The organism is Streptomyces sp. NPDC001941 (genome assembly GCF_040296945.1).
In the GTDB taxonomy this organism is placed as follows: Bacteria; Actinomycetota; Actinomycetes; order Streptomycetales; family Streptomycetaceae; genus Streptomyces.
Map to the genome: position 1 here is coordinate 58438 of NZ_JBEOYE010000008.1, position 24196 is coordinate 82633.

At 75.6% G+C, this 24196-nt stretch carries 17 protein-coding genes; 9 read left to right on the forward strand and 8 right to left on the reverse strand.

Annotated elements, in window-relative coordinates; translation table 11 throughout:
• Positions 1-3 precede the first annotated feature (3 nt).
• Genes ABT160_RS09400 through ABT160_RS09415 form a run of 4 tightly spaced genes read left to right on the forward strand, consistent with a single transcriptional unit; the run spans position 4 to position 4201 of the window.
• Positions 4-1194 carry an energy-coupling factor transporter transmembrane component T gene (locus ABT160_RS09400; protein WP_502984187.1) on the forward strand — a complete coding sequence of 397 codons (1191 nt, stop codon included), beginning with the start codon at positions 4-6 and terminating at the stop codon, positions 1192-1194.
• On the forward strand, positions 1191-2837 hold the full coding sequence (locus ABT160_RS09405; RefSeq protein WP_351645616.1) for an ABC transporter ATP-binding protein: 1647 nt from the start codon (positions 1191-1193) through the stop codon (positions 2835-2837). Before ABT160_RS09400 ends, ABT160_RS09405 begins: the two co-directional genes overlap by 4 nt.
• Entirely contained in the window at positions 2834-3652 is an 819-nt protein-coding gene (locus ABT160_RS09410; RefSeq protein ID WP_351645617.1) for an ECF transporter S component, read from the forward strand. The genes ABT160_RS09405 and ABT160_RS09410 overlap by 4 nt, the downstream gene beginning before the upstream one ends.
• A 60-nt stretch (positions 3653-3712) precedes the next feature.
• Complete coding sequence (locus ABT160_RS09415) at positions 3713-4201, forward strand: DUF4430 domain-containing protein (RefSeq protein ID WP_351645619.1); 489 nt, start codon at positions 3713-3715, stop codon at positions 4199-4201.
• 99 nt (positions 4202-4300) lie between these two features.
• Here ABT160_RS09415 and ABT160_RS09420 read toward each other — a convergent pair whose 3' ends face one another.
• Complete coding sequence (locus ABT160_RS09420) at positions 4301-6082, reverse strand: S8 family serine peptidase (protein WP_351645621.1); 1782 nt, start codon at positions 6080-6082, stop codon at positions 4301-4303.
• A gap of 294 nt (positions 6083-6376) precedes the next feature.
• Positions 6377-9253 (reverse strand): ATP-binding protein, encoded by a 2877-nt coding sequence (locus tag ABT160_RS09425; protein ID WP_351645623.1) that lies wholly within the window; start codon positions 9251-9253, stop codon positions 6377-6379.
• Between the two features lie 233 nt (positions 9254-9486).
• Between ABT160_RS09425 and ABT160_RS09430 the strand changes: the two genes are divergently transcribed.
• Complete coding sequence (locus ABT160_RS09430; protein WP_351645626.1) at positions 9487-10026, forward strand: hypothetical protein; 540 nt, start codon at positions 9487-9489, stop codon at positions 10024-10026.
• A 67-nt stretch (positions 10027-10093) separates the two neighbouring features.
• Here the strand turns inward: ABT160_RS09430 and lspA are convergent, their stop codons facing one another.
• The gene (lspA, locus tag ABT160_RS09435) at positions 10094-10672 is read right to left on the reverse strand and encodes a signal peptidase II (RefSeq protein ID WP_351645842.1); all 579 of its coding nucleotides are present in this window, start codon (positions 10670-10672) and stop codon (positions 10094-10096) included.
• Between the two features lie 325 nt (positions 10673-10997).
• On the opposite strand from lspA, the gene ABT160_RS09440 reads away from it, so the two are divergent.
• Positions 10998-12701 carry a sigma-70 family RNA polymerase sigma factor gene (locus tag ABT160_RS09440; RefSeq protein ID WP_502984192.1) on the forward strand — a complete coding sequence of 568 codons (1704 nt, stop codon included), beginning with the start codon at positions 10998-11000 and terminating at the stop codon, positions 12699-12701.
• 28 nt (positions 12702-12729) lie between these two features.
• Here ABT160_RS09440 and ABT160_RS09445 read toward each other — a convergent pair whose 3' ends face one another.
• Positions 12730-14754, reverse strand: a complete 2025-nt coding sequence (locus tag ABT160_RS09445) for an ATP-binding protein (protein ID WP_351645630.1) — start codon at positions 14752-14754, stop codon at positions 12730-12732.
• Positions 14755-15191: 437 nt separating this feature from the next.
• Between ABT160_RS09445 and ABT160_RS09450 the strand changes: the two genes are divergently transcribed.
• The gene (locus ABT160_RS09450; protein ID WP_502984193.1) at positions 15192-15761 is read left to right on the forward strand and encodes a sigma-70 family RNA polymerase sigma factor; all 570 of its coding nucleotides are present in this window, start codon (positions 15192-15194) and stop codon (positions 15759-15761) included.
• A gap of 87 nt (positions 15762-15848) precedes the next feature.
• Here the strand turns inward: ABT160_RS09450 and ABT160_RS09455 are convergent, their stop codons facing one another.
• From ABT160_RS09455 to ABT160_RS09470, 4 genes are all read right to left on the reverse strand, one after another.
• Positions 15849-18659 (reverse strand): helix-turn-helix transcriptional regulator, encoded by a 2811-nt coding sequence (locus ABT160_RS09455; RefSeq protein WP_351645634.1) that lies wholly within the window; start codon positions 18657-18659, stop codon positions 15849-15851.
• 90 nt (positions 18660-18749) lie between these two features.
• The gene (locus ABT160_RS09460; RefSeq protein ID WP_351645636.1) at positions 18750-19115 is read right to left on the reverse strand and encodes an MbtH family NRPS accessory protein; all 366 of its coding nucleotides are present in this window, start codon (positions 19113-19115) and stop codon (positions 18750-18752) included.
• Positions 19116-19338: 223 nt separating this feature from the next.
• Positions 19339-19569 (reverse strand): zf-HC2 domain-containing protein, encoded by a 231-nt coding sequence (locus tag ABT160_RS09465; RefSeq protein WP_351645639.1) that lies wholly within the window; start codon positions 19567-19569, stop codon positions 19339-19341.
• 303 nt (positions 19570-19872) lie between these two features.
• Positions 19873-20829, reverse strand: coding sequence for an SCO0930 family lipoprotein (locus tag ABT160_RS09470; RefSeq protein WP_351645642.1), 957 nt, complete (start codon positions 20827-20829; stop codon positions 19873-19875).
• 357 nt (positions 20830-21186) lie between these two features.
• Here ABT160_RS09470 and ABT160_RS09475 point away from each other — a divergent pair, with 357 nt between their 5' ends.
• On the forward strand, positions 21187-22587 hold the full coding sequence (locus ABT160_RS09475) for a cytochrome P450 (protein ID WP_351645645.1): 1401 nt from the start codon (positions 21187-21189) through the stop codon (positions 22585-22587).
• 162 nt (positions 22588-22749) lie between these two features.
• Positions 22750-24081: a serine hydrolase domain-containing protein gene (locus ABT160_RS09480; protein WP_351645648.1), complete on the forward strand. Its 1332-nt coding sequence runs from the start codon at positions 22750-22752 to the stop codon at positions 24079-24081.
• The last annotated feature ends 115 nt before the right edge of the window (positions 24082-24196 follow it).

Below are 24196 nucleotides of genomic sequence, written 5' to 3' on the forward strand. Positions count from 1 at the left end.
CCGGTGGCCACCACCGCCTCGCGGACCCGCACCGTCCCGGCCGGGCCCGCGCCCGGCCGGGGCGCCCGCAGGCTGCCGCGCACCCTGCACCCGGTGGCCTGGTGGGTGTGGGCGCTGGCGCTCGCGACCGCCGTCAGCCGCACCAACAACCCGCTGCTGCTCTTCCTCGTCCTGGCCGTCCTCGGCTACGTGATCACCGCACGCCGCACCGAGGCGCCCTGGGCGCGCGGCTTCGTGTACTACCTGTACCTGGCGCTGACGGTGGTGGCGATCCGGGTGGTCTTCCGCGCGGTCTTCGCCACCGGGATCACCCCGGACGACCACTTCCTCTTCTCCCTGCCGCACCTCCCCACGCCGGACTGGTACGCGGGGATCCGGATCGGCGGACCGGTCTCGCTGGAGGCGGTGCTGTCCTCCGCCGTGGACGGGCTGCGGCTGGCCTGCATGCTGTGCTGCATCGGCGCGGCGAACACGCTGGCCAACCCCAAGCGGGCGCTGCGCGTACTGCCCGGGGCGCTGTACGAGCTCGGGGTCGCCGTCACCGTGTCGATCAGCGTCGCCCCGCAGCTGGTGCAGAGCGTCCAGCGGGTGCACCGCGCCCGGCGGCTGCGGGCGGGCCGCGCCAAGGGGATGCGGGCGCTGCGCGGCATCGTCGTACCGGTCCTGGAGGACGCCCTGGAGCGGTCGTTGAGGCTGGCGTCGGCGATGGACTCGCGCGGGTACGGGCGCACGGGAAGCGCCACCGCCGCGTCCCGGCGGCTGACCGGTGCGCTGATGCTGCTCGGCATGTGCGGCCTGTGCGCGGGGGCGTACGGGCTGCTCGACGCGACGGCCCCGGCGCTGCTCGGGCTGCCCGCGCTGGCCGCCGGGGGCGTGCTGTGCGTGGCGGGGCTCAGGCTCGGCGGGCGCCGGGTGTCCCGTACGACGTACCGGCCCGACCCCTGGCGGGCCGCCGAGTGGGCGGTGGCGGGCTGCGGCGTGGTCGCCGCCGTGCTGCTGTTCACCGGCACCGGCTTCGACGCCGCCGCCCTCAACCCGTCGATCTACCCGCTGAGCTGGCCGACCCTTCCGCTGGTGCCGACCGCCGCCGTGCTGCTCGCGGGCTGCGCGGGCTTCCTCGCGCCGCCCCCGCCGCCCGTCACCCCGCGCCCGGCCGAGGCCGCGCCGCGCCCCGAGAAAGCCACTGCCACGTGATCACCTTCGAGGAGGTCGGCGTCGTGTACGACGACGCCGACGCTCCGGTCCTGCGCGACGTCGACCTGACCGTGGAGGAGGGCGAGCTGTGCCTCGTCGTCGGCCACACCGGGGTCGGCAAGTCCACGCTGCTCGGCGCGGTGAACGGCCTGGTGCCGCACTTCACCGGGGGCACCCTGTACGGGCGGGTGACCGTGGACGGCCGCAGCACCGCCGACCACCCGCCGCGCGAACTGGCCGACGTGGTGGGCGTGGTGGGCCAGGACCCGCTCGACGGGTTCGTCACCGACACCGTGGAGGAGGAACTGGCCTACTGCATGGAGCAGTTGGCGGTCCCGCCCGCCACGATGCGCAAGCGCGTCGAGGAGACCCTGGACCTCCTGGGGCTGGCCGACCTGCGCCACCGGGCGCTGCACGAGCTGTCGGGCGGCCAGCAGCAGCGGGTGGCGATCGGTTCCGTGCTCACCGCGCACCCGCGCGTCCTCGTCCTGGACGAGCCGACGTCCGCGCTGGACCCGACGGCCGCCGAGGAGGTGCTGGCGGCGATCACCCGCCTGGTGCACGACCTGGGCGTGACGGTGCTGCTCGCCGAGCACCGCCTGGAGCGGGTGGTGCAGTACGCGGACCGGGTGCTGCACCTGCCCGGTGACGGGCGCGTGGTGGCGGGCGCCCCGGCCGAGGTGTTCCGCACGACGTCGATCGCCCCGCCGGTCGTGGAGCTGGGCCGGCACGCGGGCTGGGCGCCGCTGCCGCTGTCGGTGCGCGACGCCCGCCGGGCCGCCGCGCCCCTGCGGGCGAGGCTCGCCGACGCGCCGGTCCCGCCGGTGCGCGGGGCGGTCCCCGGGGCGCCCCCGCTCCTTTCGGCCCGCAAGGTGAGCGTGCGCTACCGGGGCCAGGCACTGCCCGCCGTACGGGAAGTGGACCTGGAGCTGCGCGGCGGCGAGACGACCGCGCTGATGGGCCGCAACGGCTCCGGCAAGTCCTCGCTGCTCTGGGCGCTCCAGGGGTCGGGCACCCGCTCGGGCGGGACGGTGGAGGTCCGCGCGTGGGGGCCGGACGGGACGGGCGCGCACGACCCGCGCCAGTTGTCGCCGGTACGGGCGCGGCAGCTCGTCGGGCTGGTCCCGCAGACGCCGACCGACCTGCTGTACCTGGAGAGCGTGCGGCAGGAACTGGCCCAGGCGGACGCCGAGTCGGCGGTGCCGGACGGGCCGGGGGCGCGGGCGATCCTGGACCGGCTCGCGCCCGGTATCGACGACGACGCGCACCCGCGCGACCTGTCCGAGGGGCAGAAGCTGGCACTGGTCCTGGCGATCCAGCTGTCGGCGGCTCCCGGGGTCGTCCTGCTCGACGAACCGACCCGGGGCCTGGACTACCGGGCGAAGGCCCAACTCACACGCATCCTGGACGACTTGGCTGCCGAGGGGAGGACGGTCGTGGTCTCCACCCATGACGTGGAGTTCGTGGCGCGGACCGCCGACCGGGTGGTGGTGATGGCCGAGGGCGAGGTCGTCGCGGACGGTCCGGCCGCCGAAGTGGTGGTGTCCTCACCGGTGTTCGCCCCGCAGGTGGCGAAGATCCTGGCGCCGCTGCCGTACCTCACGGTGGAGCAGGCCGCGGCGGCGCTGGCGGGCGCCTCGTGAACCGTACCGTCGCCGTCCGGATCACCCCGCGGGCCGGGGTGGTGATCGCCCTGGCCGCGTTCCTCGGGCTGGTCGCCTTCTTCTGGCCATTCGTGGTGGCGCCGGGGAAGTTCGGCTCGAACTACGCTCCCCCGCTGATCTTCGGCGTCCTGCTGGTCCTCGTGCTGTGCGTGGTGGTGTCGGAGATCGCCGAGGGCGGCATCAACTCCAAGGCCCTGGCGATGCTGGGCGTGCTGTCCGCGGTGAACGCGGCGCTGCGCCCGCTGGGCGCGGGCACGGCCGGGATCGAGACGGTCTTCTTCGTCCTGGTGCTGGCCGGGCGGGTGTACGGGCCCGGGTTCGGCTTCACGCTCGGCTGCACGTCCCTGTTCGCCTCGGCGCTGATCACCGGCGGGGTGGGGCCCTGGATGCCGTACCAGATGTTCGGCTGCGCGTTCGTGGGGATGCTCGCCGGGTTCCTGCCGCGCGCGGCCGGGCGGCGCGAGGTGCTGATGCTCGCGGCGTACGGATCGCTGTCCGGGTACCTCTTCGGCTTCCTGCTCAACCTGTCGTTCTGGCCCTTCTCGCTGGACCCGAACAGCTCGATCGCGTACCTGCCGGGGCTGCCGTTCACCGAGCAGTGGCACCGCTACCTGGCCTTCGACCTGGCCACCTCGCTCGGCTGGGACACCGGCCGGGCCGTCACCAACTTCGTCTGCGTCCTCCTCGCGGGCCCGGCGGTCCTCACCGTGTTCCGCCGCGCCGCCCGCAAGGCCCGCTTCCAGGCCCCCGTGCGCTTCCGCGCGCCGGACCGGCCCGCGGAAGACGCCTCCTGAGACCAACTGCCGTTCAGGAAACACCTGTTCCGGGAACAACCCACTTCGAAAGGTACTGTCATGCCTCGCACCGTCCTGCGCCGCGCCGGGATCACCGCCACCTGCGCCGCTGCCGCCCTCGCCCTCCAGGCCACCCCCGCCCTCGCCGCCTGCCCCGCGCCGGTGAACCCGCTCGTCAAGGTCCAGGTCACCGTGCAGGGACCGGCCGGCACGCTCTACCAGGGCAAGGTCAGAACCAAGGGCCACGACGTGACCACCGCGACCGGCGGCGCCCACAGGTGCGACGGCACCAACGGCGGCAAGAACCCCGCCCCCGTCGCCACCCCGACCGCCGCGCTCGACGACGCCGCCCGCAAGGGCGGGTTCGCCTGGGACGGCACCTGGTACGCCTCGTTCGACGACTACTCGGTGGACACCGTCAAGAACGTCAGCGGCGGCGCCTCCGCGTACTGGAACATCTCGGTGAACGGCACGTCCATCCCGGTCGGCGGCTGCCAGTTCGCCCTGAAGGCGGGCGACAAGGTCGCGTTCACGTACACCGCCTTCTGACCGCTGCCCGGGCTCCGGGCACGCGCGTGACCGTGGGGCCGCCCCTCGTGCGGCCCCACGGTCCTCCCCCGTCCGGTGGTTCCCCGGGCTACCGGCGGGTCATCCGGCGAAGCACATCGCCGTGCCCTGGCCGAAGTCGTAGCAGGTGATCGACTTGGACGCGGTGCCGGTGCGGCCGCCCTTGTCGGTGACGGTCAGCTGCGCCGTGTAGGTGCGCTGGCCGGCCGGGTAGCGGTGGGTGGCCTTGACGCCCGTGGCGGCGGCTCCGTCGCCGAACTTCCAGGCGTAGGAGGCGATGTCGTTGTCCGGGTCGGTGGACCCCGACGCGTCGAAGGTGCAGTCGGCGTACCAGCAGGAGGCGGTGAAGGACGCCTTGGGCGCCTGGCCGGCGGGCGGCTGGACGGTGCCCGCGGTGACCTGCTTGCTGGTGGTGCCGGTGTTGCCCGCGTCGTCCGTCACGGTCAGCTTGACGGTGTAGGTGCCCGCCTTGGCGTAGGTGTGGCTCGTCTTGGCGTCCTTGCCGGTGGAGCCGTCGCCGAAGTCCCAGGCGTACCCGCTGATCGAGCCGTCGGGGTCCTTGGAGGCGGAGCCGTCGAAGGAGCAGTCCAGGGCCGAGGTGGAGCACTGGGCGGTGAAGTCGGCGACGGGCTTGCCCGGTTCGGGCGTGCCGCCCAGCTTGGTGACGTCCAGCAGCTTGTTCGGCGAGCCGCTGCCCGCGTTGGTCACGGCGCCGGAGACGGCGTTGTCGACGAGCGCGTCGCGGACCTGCTGCGGTGTGGCGTCGGGGTGCGCGGCGAGGTAGATCGCGGCGGCGCCGGCCGTGTGCGGGGTGGCCATCGACGTACCGCTCATCGTCTGCGTGCCACCGCCCATCTTGGTGGAGACGATGGAGCCGCCGGGCGCGAACAGGTCCAGGCAGCGACCGTAGTTGGAGAAGCTGGAGCGCGAGTCGTTGCTGTCCGTGGAGCCCAGGGTGATGGCGGCGGGCAGCCGGGCCGGGCTGGTGCCGCAGGCGTCCTTGCTGTCGTTCCCGGCGGCGACGGCCACCGGTATGCCCGCGTTGATCACGCCCTGGACGCCGTCGTCCAGGGCCTGGTCGGCGCTGCCGCCGAGGCTCATGTTGGCGACGGCGGGCTTGACGCCGTTCCTCGCCACCCAGTCGAGGCCGCCGACGATCTGCGAAGTGGAGCCGGAGCCCTGGCAGTCGAGGACGCGCACGCCGACCAGCTTGACCTGCTTGGCGACGCCGTAGTCCTTGCTGCCGACGGTGCCCGAGACGTGGGTGCCGTGGCCGTGGCAGTCGGCGGAGTCGGCGTCGTTGTCGATGAAGTCGTAGCCGGAGGAGGCACGCCCCTCGAAGTTGGGGTGCTCCTTGTACAGGCCGGTGTCGAGGATGTAGGCGGTGACGCCCTTGCCCTCGTTGGGATAGCTGTACGAGTTGTCCTTGGCGCCGTCGATCCGGTCCAGGCCCCACGAGGGCGGGTTGGCCTGGGTGCCGATCGCCTTGAACGTCTGGTCGGCCTGCACGTAGCGCACGCCCGGCAGGGCGGCGATGCGGGCCGCCTCGTCGGCGGTGGCGTTCAGCGCGAAGCCCCGGAAGGCCGCCGAGTACAGGGCGCGGACGTCGCCGCCGACGCGGTCGGTCACCGCGGCGGCCTGCGCGGCGACCTGGTCGCGGGTGGCGGCGGCGACGGAGGCCTGCCCGTCCAGGGCGACGAGGTAGCGGCCCGGGATCGCCTGGGCGCCGCCGGCGCCCAGCACGGTGCCGGTGGCGGGCGCGGCGGGGTGCGCGGCCAGGGCGACGGGCAGCGGGCCCGCCAGGGACAGTGCGGTGGCGGCGACGGCGCCCAGACAGGCCGAGCGCCACGATCTGTTGGTCATGCGCATGTGCGTTGTGCTCCTTGGCGTGGGGATCCGCCGCCCGGAGGGGAGGCGGGTGACGCGGGAACACCCCCGCGCGGCCGTCCTTGGCATGGGGGTTGGTTTTCGGCCGCGCGGTGGCAGGAATCACCCTGGCCAGGCATGCGGTACGGAACAATCCGTAACCCGGTAGGTAGGGGTACGTAATTCCGTGCTCGCCGCCGCGTCACCCGTGCGTGATTCCGTGCTCGCCGTCACGTCACCCGGGCGCGGCTCCGTGCCCGCCGCCGCGTCACCCGTGCGTGCGCGGCCCGTTCAGTCCCCGTCCGGGCCCGCGAGGCCGGCCAGGTCGGCGCGGGAGGCGGCGCCCAGTTTCCGCAGCGCCTTCGCCACGTGCTGCTCGACCGTGCGGGGCGAGAGGAAGAGCAGCTGGGCGATCTGGCGGTTGGTGCGGCCCGCGCCCGCGAGCCGGGCGACCTCGCGTTCGCGCGGGGAGAGGCCGCCGCCGTACCCCCGGCGCCCGCCGCGCGAGGGCGTCGCCACGCCGCTGAGCCGCAGGGCGCGGCGGCAGCGCGCCGCGTCCCGGGCGGCTCCGAGGGCTTCGAACTCGGCCGCCGCGCGGGCCAGTTCACCGGCCGCGTCGTCGGCCCGGCCCGCGTCGCCGTGGCAGCGTCCGACGGCCTCGGTGGCCAGGGCCGCCGCGTAGGGGCGGGGCATGGCCTCGTACGCGGTACGGGCCCGGCGGAAGTGGTCCGCGGCGGCGTCCGGCTCGTGCCGGGCCCGGTCCAGGACGCCCCGGCACACCAGGTGCGCGGCGGCCGCCAGCGGGACGTCGCGCCCGGGCAGCGCCGCGCCCAGGTCGGCGGCGAATCGGCGCGCGGTCTCGGCCCGGCCGCCCCGGGTCCAGGCGGTCACGGCCGCCGGGGCGAGTTCGGCGCCCCAGGCCCACAGGCCCTTGTGGCGGACCCGGGCGGCCGCCGCGTCCGCCTCCGCACAGGCCGCCGCCGTCTCGCCCCGGCCCAGGGCGAGCCGCACCGCGGCGCCGGACGCGGCGGCGAGCAGCGGGCTGGGCGCGTTGGCCGGGTCGCCGAGCCCGGCCCGGTCCAGGTGGACGGCGGCCTCGTCCAGGTCACCGCGCGCGGAGGCGAGCAGGCCGAGCACCAGGCGGGCGTCGGAGGCGATGCCGGGGACGGACTCGACGGTGTCGAGCAGCCGCCGGGCGCGCTCCTCCAGGCCGTGCCAGGCGCCGGTCCCCCACTCCAGGCGCAGCACGGTGCCGTTGATGATGCCGCGCACGAAGGGCGCCCCGCACTCGTCGGCCAGCCGCTCGCCCTCGCGCCGGTAGCGCTCCGCGACGGCGAAGAGGCCAAGCCAGCAGGCCGCGTCGGCGAAGTTGCCGCACATCCGGGCGAGTTCCAGGCGCATCGCGACGGTCCCGCCGGCCCGCAGCAGCGCCTCGGCCTCCGCCGTGGCCCGCGCGTCGCCGGTGCACAGCCGCATCACCAGGTGGTTGCCGCGCACCGCGACGGCGAGCGCGGGGTCCCCGTCGGCGGCGGCGACCAGCGACTCGGCGCGGGCGATCCACTCCTCGTACACGGCCAGCGGCCGGTTGCCCCACAGCGGCATGGCGAGCCCGGCCAGCGCGCGGGCGGCCAGCGAGGGGCGGTCGCCGAGCTCGGCGACGGCCCGCTCGGTCTCGGCGCGCCCCTGTTCCAGGTCCCCGGCCTGGTTGCCGAGCATCAGGCCGAGGCCCAAACGGATCTCGCCGCGCGTGGCGACGGGCAGCGAGCGGTCCTCGACGATGCGGCGCAGCAGGACGGCGGAGCGGCGGTGGTTGAGGGCGATCACGGCGACGCGGCTGAGCCGCAGCGCGAGGCGGGCGCGCTCCTCGCCGTCGGGCCCGGCCTCCTCCAGGAGGCTCTCCAGGAGTTCGACGGCGACGGCGGTGTCGCCGACGGCGCGGGCGCCCTCGGCGGCCTCGGCCGCGTACCGCCGCCAGGCGTCCAGGTCGCCGGACTCCCGCGCGTGGTAGGCGAGCTGGACGAGCGGGGGCTGCGCCTGGCGGGCCAGGACGGCGGTGGCGCGGCGGTGCAGTCGGCGCCGGTCGGGCGCCAGGAGGCTGTCGTAGAGGGCCTGTTGGGCCAGGCCGTGGCGGAAGCCGTAGAGGTTGCCGCCGTAGGGGTGGAGCACTCCGGCGAGCAGCGCCTCCCGGATCGCCTCGGCCGCCGGGTCCGGGTCCTGCCCGGCGACCTGGGCGAGGACGTCCTCGTGCGCGGGCACCCGCAGCACGGCAGCGGCGTCGGCGACGGCCATCGCGGGCGCCGACAGCGCCGAGACCCGGTCCGTCATGGCCTCCTGGAGCAGGGTGGGCACGGGCAGCGTGTCCAGGGCCTCCCAGGCGACCGGGGTGCGGGCCGGGGCCGTGCCGATGCCGTGCAGGAGCTCTTCGAGGACGAACGGGATCCCGGCGGTGAGCGCGTGCAGCCGCTCGGCCCGGTGCAGCGGCACCGCGCCGCCGGTCAGGTCGGCGGCCAGGGCGCGCACGGCGGGCACGTCCAGGGGGCCGAGGGCGAGCAGGGTGGAGCGGGCGCCGGGCGGGTGGCGGTAGGCGCGGCCCAGCGGCATGCCGCCGCGTCCGGAGCCGCTGGGGCGCAGCTCCTCGCGGCGGTAGCTGAGCAGGACCGACAGGCCGGGCGGCGGGTCGTCGACGAGGAAGCGCAGCAGGTCGCGGGTGCCGTCGTCGGCCCAGTGCAGGTCCTCCACGACGAGGACGGCGCGCCCGGCGGCGGCCAGCACCTCGCGGACCGCGCGGAACACCTGGTGGCGGGCGGCGGCCGGGCTGCCGGGCGCGGTCGGCGGGGGCGGCAGCCGGTCGGCGAGCTCGGGCAGGTAGGGGCGCAGGACGCCGCAGAGCGGGGAGAGCCGGGCGGCAAGGCGGCCGTCGAGGTCGCGCAGCACGTCCAGGACGGGTCCGTAGGGGAACGGCTCGCGCAGCGGCGGGCAGGAGCCGTACAGGACCGGCGCGCCCGGTACGGCCCCGTCGCCGTCGGCCGGGGTGAGCGCCTCGCGGATCAGCCGGGACTTGCCGATGCCGGCCTCGCCCTCCAGCAGGATCACGGCGCGCGGCCGGGCGAGCGCCTCGCACAGCTCGCGCAGCGGTCCCGCGCGGCCCACCAGTGCCGTCGCCACCATCCGTACCCCCCAGGCCGGTGATCTCGTGCGCCGAAGCTAGCGGGCGGCCCGGTGCGGGACAAGTGAGACCGGAGCGCCCGGTTCAACACCCCCGCGCGTACGGAGAGTTGGCGACGCCTTCACCGAGGCGCCCTTTCCCGGCCGGGCCCCGGCTGGCATCCTGCCTGCGCGTCACACGCACCACACCCGTACCTGCAAGCGCCCCCACACCGCAGAGGGAAGGGACTCCCCCCATGGCTTCGAAGACGCTCACCAGGACGTGCGCGGCCGCCGGCGCGGCCCTGCTGACGGCCGGGCTGCTCGGCGCGCCCGCGTTCGCGCGGGAGCGCGCCGGGTCCGGCGGCGCGGCGTCCGCCGCCGCCGTCAGCAAGATCACGCACGCGGACGCCACCGGCAGGTTCCGCGCGGCCGGGATCGCCTGGACCTCCAGCGGCGGCTGCTCCGACCGCAACAACGCCGGCTGCACCTCCTTCGACCAGCTCAACCTCGCCACCGCGCAGGGCGCGGTCACCCTCAAGGGGGCGACCGGCTGCGCGCTGACGATCACGGGCGGTACGGAGACGGGGCACGCGAGCGGCACGTACAGCCACTGGAACGGCTACAAGCTGGACTTCTCGCCGACGACCTGCGTGACCAACTACATCACCGGCACCTTCACCCGCATCGCCGACCGGGGCGACGGCGCCCGGCAGTACAAGTCGGCCTCGGGGAACATCTACGCCCGCGAGAGCAACCACTGGGACGTGACGTACTACAACTGCGGCGGCTGCTGAGCCGGTGCACGCCCGACGGGCCCCGGACCGTGCTGGTCCGGGGCCCGTCGGCGCACGCGCACCGCCCTCAGGCGGTCTCCCCGGCGGGCGGGGCGGCGGACTCCTCGCCCCCGTCCCTGCGGCCCGAGCCGTCCAGCTCCCGGCCCAGGAACGCCAGCACCACGATCAGGAAGCCGCCGACGGAGATCGCCCAGTCGGCCAGGTTCATCACGCTGAAGCCGCGCACGGCGATGAAGTCGACCACCGCGCCGCGCAGCCCGCCGGGCGCGCGCAGCAGCCGGTCGGTGAGGTTGCCCAGCGCACCGCCCAGGAGCAGCCCGAGCGCGACCGCCCAGGGGCCGCTGTGGAGCTTGCGGGCGAGCCGGGCGACGACCACGACGACGCCCACCGCGATGAGCGTGAAGACGACGGTCATCGCCTCGCCCATGCCGAAGGCCGCGCCGGGGTTGCGCAGCACGCGCAGCTCCAGCCAGTCGCCGATCACCCCGACCGGCGCCCGCCCCTCAAGGCGGGCGACGACGAGGAGCTTGCTGCCCAGGTCGATCAGGTAGGCCAGTGCGGCCACGGCGAGCAGCAGGGCCACCCGGCGTCTGCCGGCCGGTGCCCGGTGGTCGTCGGTCACGGTGCGCGTCCCCTCGTCGTTCACGGCCGCGCGCGGGGCGGCCACCACCAGCGTACGCACCGGGTGCGCGGCCCCGGTGGGCGCCGGGCCCCGGGTGGTCTAGGGGGGCGGCGAACCGGTCGAACCCCATCGTTGCGCCACCTCGGGCCGAGGGAGCCCGCCCCCGCGCGGGGCGCGCGTTCACCGGGACGCGGTAGCCTCGCGGCCCTGCCGTACCGCACGCGCGTCCGGGTCACTCGCCGAAAGCGCGTCGGATTTTCTGTTATCCCGGTCCCCGCTCTCGCCTCTCCCCCGTGTCACAGCGAGAACGCCAGGACCGGGCGCGCCCGGGGAAGAGAGTGGTCGGATGGTGGGCCTTGAGCGAGAGGCCGCGGTCGTCAAGGCGGCGCAGCGCGGCGAGCAGTGGGCGCAGGACCGGCTGGTCGCCGCCTATCTGCCGCTCGTCTACAACATCGTGGGCCGGGCGCTGAACGGTCACGCGGACGTCGACGACGTGGTGCAGGAGACCATGATCGCGGCGGTGTCCCGGCTGCGGACGCTGCGCTCCCCCGGCAGCTTCCGCCCCTGGCTGGTCGCCATCGCGATGAACCAGGTGCGCGGCCACTGGCACGCCGCGCGGCGGGCTCCGGACGCCGGGCTCGGCCAGGCGCTCGACGTGGCGGACCCCGGCGCGGACTTCGCCGACCTGACGATCCTGCGGCTCGGCCTGTCCGGGCAGCGGCGCGAGGTCGCCGAGGCCACCCGCTGGCTGGACGCCGAGGACCGCTCGCTGCTCTCGCTGTGGTGGCTGGAGGCGGCGGGCGAGCTGACCCGGGCCGAGGTCGCGGCGGCCATGGAGCTGTCCGCGCAGCACACGGCCGTGCGGGTGCAGCGGATGAAGGCGCAGCTGGAGACCGCGCGGCTGGTGGTGCGCGCCCTCGCGGCGGTGCCGCGCTGCGTGCTCCTGGACGACGTGCTGCTCGGCTGGGACGGGGTGCCGTCGGCGCTGTGGCGCAAGCGGATCGCCCGGCACACCCGCGAGTGCACGGTCTGCTCCGGCCACGAGGCCGGCCTGGTCCCGGCCGAGGGGCTGCTGGTGGGCCTGGGGCTGCTCCCGGTGGGGGCGGGCCTGGCGGCGCTGGTGACGGTGCGGTCGGGCGGCGGGGCGATGGCCCCGGCGGGACACGGGGAGCCGTACGCGCAGCCGTACGCCTCCGGGCCCGGCGGCGAGGCGGACGACCGCGCCGTGACGGCCGCGCTGCCGCGCCCGCGCTCCGGCTCGCACGCGCGCTCCTCGGGCGGCCGCTCGTCCGGCGGGCGCTCCCCCGGCGGCCGCCGGGGCGAGCGGCTGCGGCGCAGGTCGCGGCGGCGCGTGCTGCTCGCCGGGGGCCTCGCCCTGCTGGTGGGCGGTGGCGGCTTCGCGACCCTGACGCTGCTGCGGCCGGACGCCAAGGAGGCGGAGACGCTGGTCACGGAGGCGGCTCCGGGCACCCCGCTGACGAGCGGGCCGCCGGTGTCCTCGGCCCCCGCCTCCGCGTCCGCCACCCCGTCACCGTCGGCATCGGCGTCGGCCGGCCGCACGGCGTCGCCCAGGCCCGAGCCGACACCGTCCAGGACGAGGACGACGAAGCCGGCCCCGCCCCGACCGGCCCCGACCCGGACCACCCAGTCCCAGCGCCCGGAGGTGCCCTTGTCGGACGCCCAGGAGGTCACCCGCATCGTCAACGCCGAGCGCGCCAGGAACGGCTGCGGCCCGGTCCGGCAGAACGCGCGGCTCGACGCGGCGGCGCAGGGCCACTCGCGGGACATGCGCGCCCGGGACTTCTTCGACCACACCAACCCGGACGGCGCGGGCCCCGGCGAGCGCGTCACGGCGGCCGGGTACCGCTGGAGCACCTACGGGGAGAACATCGCGCGGGGCCAGCAGAGCCCGGAATCGGTGATGGAGTCGTGGATGAACAGCCCGGGCCACCGGGCGAACATCCTGAACTGCTCGTTCAAGGAGATCGGCGTCGGCATCGAGCAGGGCGACGGCGGCCCGTGGTGGACGCAGGTGTTCGGGGCGGCGCAGTAGGGGCGGGGCCCGCCCCCGTCTCGACCGGCTACGGCTGCGGCCCCTCCCCGATCGCCCAGGCCAGCAGGCGGTCGTGGTCGATCTCGCGGGCGCGGTCGACCGTGCGCTCGTACTCCTGGTGGCCCAGCAGGACGCGCAGGCCGCGTTCGCAGCGTTCGCGCAGCGGGGCGACCTCCGGGGTGCCGCGCTGGGGGTGGCCGACCGACTCCCAGCAGAGGTTGCCCGCGCCGTGCAGCAGCGCCGCCCGTTCCGCGTGGCCCTGTTCGGTGAGGGCGGCGGAGAGCAGGTCCAGGCCGAGGGCGGTGCCGAAGGAGTCGCCGATGCGGCGCTTGGCGGTGAGCATGGCGCGGGCGTGCGACGCGGCGGCCTCGGGCTCGGCGCGCAGCAGGGAGATCAGGGAGAGCTGGTAGTCGGTGTAGGAGCGCGTCCAGTGCTCGCCGTGGGTGACGCACTCGCGGCGCAGCCGCTCGGCCTCCTCGCGGGCGAGGGCGAAGCGCCCTGCGCCGGTCAGCGCGAAGACCCGGACGAGGCGGCAGCGCACCCGCGCGGCGGAGTCGAAGGGGTCGCGGGCCGGGCCCGCGAGCGCCAGCGCGTCGTCGGCGGCGGCGAGCGCCGACTCCGGCCGCCCGCCCAGGAGTTCGCCGAGGCCCTTGAGGTACGCGGCGTCCAGGACCCCGTCCACCGCGCCGTCCAGCATCGCCTCGTCGTGGCAGCGGCGCGCCAGCTCCCCCGCGATCCCGTGGTTGCCGACCAGGACGTGGGCGACGCCGAGGGCCCACTGCGCGCGCACCCGCGCCGGTCCCGGTTCGGCGGTCATCGCCAGGGTGCGCTCCAAGTAGGTGCGGGCCTCGTGGAGATGGCCGCAGCAGACCCAGAAGAACCCGACCAGGGAGGCGAGTTCGAGGGCGAGTTCCGGGTCCTTGCCGAGGTAGTGGTCCAGGGCCGCGCACAGGTCGGGGTAGGCGTCGCCGACCCGCCGGTACCAGTCGGCCTGTCCGGGGCCGAGCCACTCGCGCTCCGCCTGGCGGGCCAGGGCGAGGTGGTGGGCGGCGTGGCGGTCGGCGAGGGCGGCGCGCTCGCCGAGTTCGCCGAGCCACATCGCGCCGTACTCGCGCAGCGTCTCCAGCATCCGGTAGCGGCCCCAGTAGGGGGTGAGCACGGACTTGTCGGCGAGGGCGGCGAGGAGGGGCTCGACGTCGGACGCCGCGATCGGCCCCCAGGCGCAGACGGCCCGTACGGTGTCGGCGTCGAAGGCGCCGTTGAGGAGGGACAGGCGCGCCCACAGGAGCCGTTCGCGCGGGTCGCACAGCTCGTGGCTCCAGCCGACGGTGGTGCGCAGCGCGCGGTGCCGCTCGGGCCGCGCGGGCGCGGCGGCCACCGGCACGTCGAGGCGCGAGCGCAGTTGTCGTACGGCTTCGGCGAGGGTGACCCGGCGCAGCTCGGCCGCGACGAGCTCCAGGGCCAGCGGCAGTCCTTCGAGCCAGGCGCTCAGCCAGCGGGCGACCACCAGGTCGGCGTTGTCGCGCGGGTGCCAGCCGGCGGCGGCGGCCCGGTCGAGGAACAGCTCAAGGCCCTCGCTCGCCGGCTCCAGCGGCTCGATCCTCAGCTCCTTCTCGTCGCGCAGCCGCAGCGGCTCGCGGCTGGTCGCGAGGACGGTCAGCCGGGGGCAGTCCGCCAGGAGCCGGGCGACCAGGGTGCGGCAGGACTCCAGCAGGTGCTCGCAGGAGTCGAGGACGAGCAGCAGGGGCCGCTCGCCGATCCAGCCGATCAGGGTGTCCAGCGGGGCGCGGTCGGTGTGGTCGGCGAGGCCGAGGGCGTCGGCGACGACGGCTTCCAGGAGGGTGGCGTCCCGCAGGGACCACAGGGGCGCCCAGTCGGCCTCGCGCCCGGACCCCCGGTCCCCGGCCGCCTCCGCGGCCAGGCGCGACTTGCCGACGCCGCCCGACCCGGTCAGGGTGACCAGGCGGTTCGCCGCCAACGCCTGTTCGACGCGCGCCAGTTCATCGACACGCCCTACGAAGGCCCCGTTGTGTTCAGGTATCCGGTTCCGCACGGCTCAAGCCTGCCGCGCCCGCGCGCCGGGCGCACCCACTGGGCGCGAAGTCATCTGCCCGAGGACCGTCGGCCGAATGGAGTTGACCATTCCGCTTCCGGTACGGTCCCGGGTCCGCCACCCTCCCGGGCCTCCGCGCCCTCCCGCGCGTCCTCCGTGCTGCCGGACTTCCGCGCCGCATCCGGACCGCTCGCCCGCTCGTCGCACCGTTCGTCGCACCGTACGGCCGCGCGCGTGCCCCTCGCGCGCCCGTCGCGGTCCCGCACCGACCGTTCGCCGCCGGTCCGGCCTCTACGCCAGGTGGCGGATATATCCGCCACCGCGCTCCGGCAGTCTTCTCCCACGCCGCACCGCACGCCGCACGCCGCACCCCAGACCGAACGAAGTGCCCGTCCTCCGACCGGAACGAAGAGGTGATCCAGGTGAGCAACACGGCCCTGCCGCACGGTTCCACGTCACCAGAGCAGGAGGAGCAGTCCGCGCGCGCCGACGAGAGGGCCGCGCACCTCGGTGAGGAGGCGGTGGCGCGGCTGAAGGCGGAGCACGGCCGGGCGCTGCACTCGTTCCTCCTCGGGCTCACCTTCGGCGACCGCCAGCGCGCCGAGGACCTGGCGCAGGAGACGTTCGTACGGGCCTGGCGGCACCCGGAGGCGCTGGAGTCCGACCACGCGTCGATGCGGCCCTGGCTCTTCACCGTCGCCCGCCGCATCGCCATCGACGCCCGCCGGGCCAGGCTGGCGCGCCCGCAGGAGGTCCAGGACGACCTGCTCGCCTCCCGGCCCGCGGCCGGGGACCAGGCCGAACGCGCCTCGACCCGACTCGACGTGCGGCGGGCGCTGACCGGGCTGAGCGCCGAACACCGCGCGGTCCTGGTCCAGGTCTACTTCCGCGGCCTGTCGGTGGCCGAGGCCGCCCGGGTCCTCGGCGTCCCCGAGGGGACCGTCAAGTCCCGTACGTACTACGCGCTGCGGGCCCTGCGCACGGCGCTGCCCGGCTACTCGGCCTGAGCGGTTCCACGGGCCCCAGGCATCGCAACCACCTGCGCCACCTCAGGAACCTCAGAGGCCGCAAGCCCCGCAGTCGCCCCAGGTACCTCAGGCGCTCTCGGACAGGTGCAGTGCCGCCTCCCGCGCCACCTCCGTGCGCGAGCGCACGCCCAGCTTCCCCAGGATGTGGGAGACGTGGGTCTGCACGGTGCGGCGGGACAACAGCAGCTCCGCGGCGATCTCGGGGTTGGAGCGGCCCGCCGCGACCCGTCGGGCCACCTTCAGTTCGGTGGGCGTCAGCGCCTCCCAGCCGGTGGTGGCCCTGCGGTGCGCGGTGCGCCGGCCGCGCCGCACCCCCAGCGGGCGCAGGCGCGCGTCGGCGCGGGCCACGTCCCACTCGGCCCGCAGCGGCGCGTAGAGGTCCACGGCCCGGTGCAGCGTCTCGCGCGAGGCGTCGAGGTCGCCGCGCCAGGCCTGGGCGACCGCCAGGTCCTCCAGGGCCTGGCCCCACAACAGCCGCCGCCCGCTGGCCTCGTAGTACTCCAGCGCCTCGGCCAGCGGGGCCGGGTCCTGTGCGAACAGCCCCCGGCAGCGCAGGGCGGCCGCGCGGCGCCCCGGTCCCGCCGGGCCCTTGGCCGCCTCCTCCTCGGCGGCCTCGACCACCCGGGCCGCCGTCGCGGTGTCGCCCGCCTCCAGGGCGAGCCTGACCATGTCCGGGTACCAGTGGAAGCGCTGGTCGTTGTCCTTGCCGACCTCCGGGTCGAGCGTGGGCAGCAGCACCGCGAGCGCGCCGGCCGGGTCGCCGCGCCGCTCGGCCCGCAGGGCGCGCGCGAGGAGGAGGTAGCTCGCGTGGTTCAGGGCGACCCCCGGCATGATCGGCAGGTCGTCGACGCGGTCCAGGTGGCGGTCGGCCTCCTCGCGCAGGTCCTGGTGGCCCAGCACGAGCGCGCCGAGTCCGTGCCGGTGCAGGGGCGCGCTGACGTCGGTCCCGTCGTCGCGCACGCTCTCCAGGCCCTTCAGGGCCTCGTCCCAGCGGCCCGCCCAGTAGGCGAGGGTGGCCGCGGCGCCCGCCGCCACGTCGACGCGCCGCCGGTTGCCCGAGGCCCGTGCCAGGGCGAGCGCCTCGCCCATGGCGTCGCACGCGGCGTCCAGGCGTTCGAGCTTGCCCAGGACGATGCCGCGGTTGATGTACAGCCGGAACGCCATGTCGTCGGCGCCCGGCACCCCCCGCAGGGCCGCGATGCCCAGGTCGAGGTGGCGCAGGGCCTCCTCGTGCGCGTGCCCGCGCACCGCCAGCAGGTGGGCGACGTGGTGGGCGTAGGAGCGGGCGAGCGCGTCCTCGTGCCCGTCCGACTCCATCTCCCGTACGAGCGCGTCGGCGCCGGGGTGGGAGCCCGAGCACCACAGGGCCAGGGCGTGCACGCCCTTGAGGCGGGCCGTCCACACGGCGGACAGGCCCGGGGCGCGGCGCGCCCCCTCCACCGCCTCGACCGCCTCCGTGAACCGCATCACGGTCAGCAGGAGTTCGACGAGCATGAAGCTCAGGGAGGCGCGGCGGTCCACGTCCGTCGCGCTCTCGGCGAGCCGACGCACCAGGCCCACCGCGGCCGGGTGGCGCAGCACGTACGCCGCGTCGCCGAGCTTCTGCTCCAGGAAGCGCCGCTGGGGGTCCGCGGGGTCGGTGCGCTCGATGACGTCCTGCATCACCTCGAAGGCGCGCTCCGGGGCCCGGGTGACGAGTCGTTGGGCGTTGCCGACCAGCCAGTTGACGGTCCAGGCGTCGAGTTCGGCGACGTTGCCGTGGAGCTGGGCGAGCACGCGTTCGGCGGGCGCCCCCGCCTCGTGGAGGGCCTCGGCGGCCGTGCGGCGCAGGGCCTGGCGCAGGGCGGGCGGGACCGCCTCGACGAGCACCTCGCGCACCAGGGGCTGGCGGAAGGCGAGCCGTTCGCCGGGGCGCGGCGCGAACAGGCCCGATTCCAGGGTGCTTTCGACGAAGCCGAACAGGTCCGTGACGGGAAGGCGGGTCAGCGCGGCGAGTTCGGTCGCGCTGAAGTCCTCGCCGAGCAGCGCGGCGAGGCGCAGCCGCTCGACACCGTCCGCGTCCCAGTGCCGCAGGTGGCCGTGCACGGCCGTGCGGAGCGCCGCCCCGGCCCGCGCGGGGGGCAGGGCGTCCGCGCGGACCAGCGCACCGAGCAGCGCGGGGTTGCCGGACGCGCCGGCGATCCTGGCGGCCAGGGGCGCGGGCGGCGGGGCGCCCAGGAGGGCCGCCGCGCAGGAGAGGGCCTCCGCGTCCCCGTACGGCTCCAGGCGGATCACGTCGGAGGGGCCGGGGCCGCCGTCCCCCGACGCCAGGCCCGGCACCTCGGCGGACACCAGCAGCAGCGCGAGGCCGCCGGCCTTCTCCTCCAGACGGCGCCACACCAGCCGGGTGGCCTCGTCGGCGGCGTGCAGGTCGTCGAGGACCAGGACGACCGGTACGTCGGCGCAGTGCCGGGGCAGCTCGTCGTACAGCCACTCGGCGAGCGCGGTCACGGCGAAGTCGCCCCGGCCCGACCACGCGCGCAGCAGCTCGGGGCCGGGTGCCCAGGGGGCGCCGCGCAGGCAGTCCAGGAGCGGGGCCAGCGGCAGCGCGGCGGCCCGGCGGTCGGCGGTCCCCGCGTGGACCCGCAGGCCCAGCCGCTCGGCCTCGTCCGCCGCCTCGGCGAGGAGACGGGTCCGGCCGCCGCCCGGCTCCGCCAGCACCCGGACCGCGCCGCCGCGCCCGGAGGCGGCCGCGCGCACGGCGTCGCGCATCCGGGTGTGCTCCGCAGCCCGGCCCGGCCGGGCCCCGGGTCTCCCGCCCGGCCCGGCCTCCGCGTCACGTCCCACCGCTGCGCCACCTCCCCGGCCGCCGGCCGGCGCGCCGGGCGGTCGCGACATTGTCCAGCAGGCCCCTCGCGGGTGACAGGCACGGAACGGACAACTCCTCGCAGCGCCCGGGTCCCCGGGTCCGCACGGGCCGCGGAGCCCTCAGGCGGCCTCGCCGGCCGGGATCTTGTCGAAGGTGACGGGGGCGACGTCGTACCAGTGGCGGGCCAGCTCGTTCAGCGCGCGGTGGCGGACCGGGGTGGCCAGGGCGACCGACCAGTCGTCGGGGACCGGCTCGTCGGCGGGCCACAGGGCGTACCGGTCCCGCGCGTTGACCAGGAGCCGGTAGCAGTCGGGGGTCCACGCGCACGGCACGGACTCGACGCCCACGGCGAACCAGCCGCTGGACTCCGCCGCCTCCAGCGGGTCGACGAACTCGGTCACCTCCGCGGCGTCCCGGTCCCGGGCGGCCGTACCGGGCCGCGCGGCCTCCTCCGCCGTCTCGGTCGTGTTCGCAGTGGGGTTCATCCTTCGTCTCCGTTCTCGGGACGTGCGCGAGGGTCCGCCGGTCTCGTGCGGGGCGCGTCGCGTCCGCGGTGGCAGCGGGTGAGGGCCCCGACCGGGCGCCCAACCGGTGACACGGACCGCGCACCGGGTCCGGTTCAGCGGAGCGCGCACGCCGTGCGGGCCGGTACGGCGTGCGCGGGCCGACGCCGGGCCGTACGTGCCGCGGCCCCGGTTGCGGCCTCGCTCAGGCCGGGCCCGGGGGTTCGTCCTGGCCCAGTCCCTCCGCCAGGTCGGCCTCGGTGAGCAGGGCGAGGAGCGAGGAGGCGTCGGCCACGTCCAGGTAGGCGGCGGTGCAGCTGTCGCACCCCCGCAGGTGCGCGGCCACCGCCCCGGCCTCCTCGGCGGGGAGCGCGTCCAGCACGTACGCCCCGAGCAGCGGTTCGACGTGGGCGTCACCGTCCGGTGGCACAGTCATGCGAGCCTCGTTCCCCTTGCCCGGACCCGTCGCGGCGGGCCTTCGTTCCTCGTACGGCGTTCCCGTTCCGGCGGCCGTACCCGCTCCGTACGGCCGTCGCCGCCGTACGGACTCCACGGCCCGTGCGGAGTCCACGGCTCGTACGGCATTCTCGGCACGGCCGCCGACGCCGCACAACCGGTGCGGTCGAGAAGCGCCGGAACGCTCGCCGGGGCCGGTGGCGCACGGCGCGGCGACGCCCCGGGCACCGCGCCCGGGGCGTCGCCGCGCACTCCGCCGGCTCGTCCTCTTCCGTCTCCCCGCCTACTTCACCAGCTTCCCGGCCGGGGAGACGGCGTACCAGACCCCGCCCACGCCCTGTCCGTTGGTGTCACCGGGCTTGGCGTCGCCCGCGAAGGTGTACAGCGGCCAGCAGTCGATCGTCTGCTGCTTCAGTCCGTCCGGCCTGCTGAAGGTCACGTACCCCTTCCGCGTGATGCCCCGTGCGTCGCTCTCGGCGACGGGCGCGACGACGGGCCACTTCTCCAGGCAGGCGCCGGTGCAGGCGGTCTTCATGGGCCAGGCGGAGTCCTTGACGAAGCGGTAGACCGTCCTGCCGTCGCGGTCGACGACGATCTCGCCGAGGACGGGGTCCTTGCGGGTGGAGAGCCCGGGCAGGGCCGTGGCCGGCGGGGCGGCCGGGGGCGTAGTCGCGGGTGCGGTGGCCGCCGGGGCGGACGCGGCGGGCGGCGGGGCCGCCGCCCCCTGGGCCCTGGACGCCTTCCTGCCGTCGGGGGCGGACGCGAACCAGACGGCGCCCACGCCCTGGCCGTTGGTCTGCTTGGGCTCGGTGTCCTTGACGTACCGGTACATGGGCCAGCCGCCGACGGTGAGCTGCCTGGTGCCGTCGGTGCGGACCACCGAGCCGATCAGCTTCGGGTCCACGCCGGGCGGCGGGGCGGCGCCCTCGGCGGGCACGACGGGCCAGGTGGTGGCGCAGGCGCCGAGGCAGTTGGACCTGGGGGGCTGTGCGGTGTCCTTGTCGAAGCGGTAGAGCGTGAAACCCGCGCTGTCCGTGACCACGTCACCGAGGTCCTTGTGCTTCCAGATGCTCAACTGCCCGGCGGGGCGCGCCTTCTGCGCGCCCGCGGGCCGCGCCCCGCCGTCCGCCTGCCGGACGGCGGCGGGCGTCCGGGCCTCGTCCTTCGCCCCGCCGCAGCCCGCCGTCGCGAGTAGTGCCGCGGAGATCACCGCGACCGAAGCCCCACGCCACTTGCCCATGTTCCGCCCACTTCCGATGTGTTCGTGTCGCGCTACCGGAGGCGCCGTCGCCGTACGCGCGGCGTGCTCCGGTCCGCTTCGGATGGCGCCTGGACGCCCTGGTGTCCGGATGCACGGGGGGCGGCTCGCGCCGGTTCGATCGGCATGCGGATCGTGCGCACCGGTGAGCGGATGCGGGCACCCGGCAACCCCAGAGGGGAGCGCGAAGGCATATGCGCGCGCCCTTGTGCGCCCCCTCGCGCCCCGCTCGTTGCCTCAGCGCCGGACCACCGGCGCGTCCCGCGCGGGATGATGTTCGTACCCGGGGCAATCACCGCACCACGCCCGGCACTTTCCCCTTCCGGAGGTGTCCCCGCTGTGACCACGATCCCCCAGCCCCGCACCGGAGAAGCCCCCGGCGCGTGGCCCGTCCTCGGCCATGCATGGCAACTCCACTCACGGCCGCTGGAGTTCCTCTCCGAGCTCCCCCGGTACGGCGACCTCGTCAAGATCGGGATGGGGCCCACTCCCACGTACGTCGTCTGCCAGGCCGAGGCGGCGCACCGGATGCTCACCGATTCGCGCACCTTCGACAAGGGCGGCCCGTTCTTCGACAAGGCCCGCACCCTGTTCGGCAGCAGCCTGCCGATGGCCGGCTGGCGGGAGCACCGCTGGCAGCGCCGCCAGATGCAGCCCGCCTTCCAGCCCGACCGCATCGACGCGTACGCGAAGGTGATGGGCGAGGAGATCGACCGGCTGACCTCCCGCTGGCGGCCCGGCCTGCGCCAGGACATGGCCGCCGCGCTCACCCGCCTCACCCTGCGCATCGTCACCCGCAGCGTCCTGGCCATCGAGGCGGACGACGAGGCGGTGGCGGACGTGCAGGAGTGCCTGCACATCGTGATCGACGGCATCTACCAGCGCGCGATGCTGCCGCTCGGCCCCTACTACCGGCTGCCCACCCGCGGCAACCGCCGCTACTGGCGGGCCTGCGAGCGGCTGCACCGGGCCATCGACGGCATCATCGCCGACCGCCGGGCCCACCCCGGCGGCGAGGACCTGGTCGCCATGCTGCTCCAGGCGCACGACGACGACACCGGCGAGCCGATGACGGACGTCGACGTGCGCGACCAGCTGATGGTGATGATCGGCGCCGGCTTCGAGACGACCGCCAACACCCTGTCGTTCGCCCTGTGGCTGATCAGCCAGCACGCCGACGTCGCGGCCCGGGTGCACGCCGAGGTGGACGCCACGCTCGGCGGGCGCACCGCGACGCCCGCCGACCTCGGCGGCCTGACGTACACCCGGCAGGTGCTGCACGAGGTCATGCGGATGTACCCGGCGGGCTGGTTCTTCACCCGGGTGACCACCACCGAGACCACGCTCGCCGGGCACACGCTGCCCGCCGGGACGCCCCTGCTGTACAGCGCCTACCTGCTCCACCACCAGCCCGAACTCTTCCCCGACCCGGAGCGGTTCGACCCGGACCGCTGGGCGGGCAAGGGGACCGAGGGCATGCCGCGCGGCGCGCACGTGCCGTTCGGCGGCGGCAACCGCAAGTGCATCGGCGACCAGTTCGCGCTGGTGGAGATGACGCTGGTGCTCGCGACGATGTGCGCGCGCTGGAAGCTGGTGCCCGACCCGGGCGCGACGCTGAACGTCAAGGTCAGGGGCACGCTCGGGACCGGCCCGCTGCACCTGACCTGCGAGCCGCGCGGCGGCGGGCGGGGCGGGGGCGTGACGACCGCGAAGGCGGCACCGGAACCGGACGGGAGCTGAGGGCCCGAAGAGGGGCCCCGAAGAGGAGTCCCGGAAAAAGAGATCATTCGTACGCCTCCGCGACGAACCGCACGGCCTCTTTTCGCGTCGAACCGGATGGGCGGGCCCGATCAAGGGCCCGCCCGCTCACGCGTACCGCTCCACGCACACGAAAGAGGCTCCATGCACGTTCAGCGCACCACCGAGGCGTCCGCCGCCCGCACCGCCCGTCCGCGTACCTCCGCGGCCCGCGCCTGGTCGGGCACGCTGGCCCTCGCCGCCGCGATGGCCCTGGTCGGCGGGGCGGCCACCACCGCCGGCGCGGCCCCGGCCGCCGCACCGGCGAAGACGCCCTCCGCCGCCGACGTCGCGGCCGTGAAGGCGGCGCTGCAGAAGACCCTGGACGCCGGCGCGCCGGGCGCGTTCGCCGTGATCCGCGACCACGGACAGCGCCTGGGCACCACGTCGGTGGCCCTGGGCAAGGCCGACCTCGACGGTACGCCGATGAGCCCCGCCCTGCGGTTCAGAGCGGGCAGCAACAGCAAGATGTTCGCCTCGGTCCTGGTGATGCGCCTGGTCGAGCAGGGCCGCGTCGACCTCGACAAGCCCCTGCGCACCTACCTCCCGGCCGGGACCCTGCCCGACGGCTGGGACATGACGGTGCGCCAGGTCATGCAGCACCGCGGCGGGGTCTACGACCACACCAACGACCTCCTGGAGCAGGCGGGCGAGGAGACCACCGCCGCGTTCGAGGCCCGCATCCGCAACAACGCGTACCAGCCGGGGGACATGGTCGCGATGTCCGTGAAGCACGGCCAGCAGTACGTGCCGGGCACCAAGTACTCCTACTCCAACACCGGTTACGTACTCCTCGGCATGGCCGTCGAGCACCTCACCGGCCGGAAGTACGCCGATGTGCTGGACCGCGAGATCATCCGCCCGCTCGGCCTGCGGAACACCTCCTTCGTCGTGCCGAAGAAGGCCATCGACGGCAGGCACGCCACCGGCTACCTCACCAACGACGACCGTACCAAGCCGCTGCTCGACTCCACCGAGCAGACCGCGTCCTGGGTGTGGACCGCGGGCGCCGTCATCACCACCGCCGCCGACCTGGACCGCTTCCTGACCGCCGTCACCACGGGCAGCCACGGCGGCCTCGTCTCCGACGCGTCGCTGGCGCAGATGACCAGCGTGCTGCCCACGCCCACCGCGAAGATCAGCTACGGCCTCGGCATCCGCGAGATCGCGCTGAGCTGCGCCAAGGTGTACGGCCACGGCGGCATCGTGCAGGGCTACCAGACCCAGTCGTTCGTGACGGCCGACGGGAAGAAGTCGGTGGTGGCCTTCGCCAACGCGTCCAACAACGGCGCGGTGACCACCGCCCTGGTGAACGTCCTGGAGCCGGCCTTCTGCGGCGCCGCCCCGGCGGCCTCGCCGGCCAAGCAGCGCTCGGCGACGAAGGGCGGGGCCGTCACCGACCGCACGGTCCCGGTGGTCGAGGACACCCGCATCTGACGCACGGGTGCCCGGGCCCGCCGACAGCGGAGGGCCCGGGCACCCGCGATCCCCCACCGGGACGAGCGGGTTCAGGACAACCCCGCCCACCTCCCGCGCACCCCCTGTCCCGGGC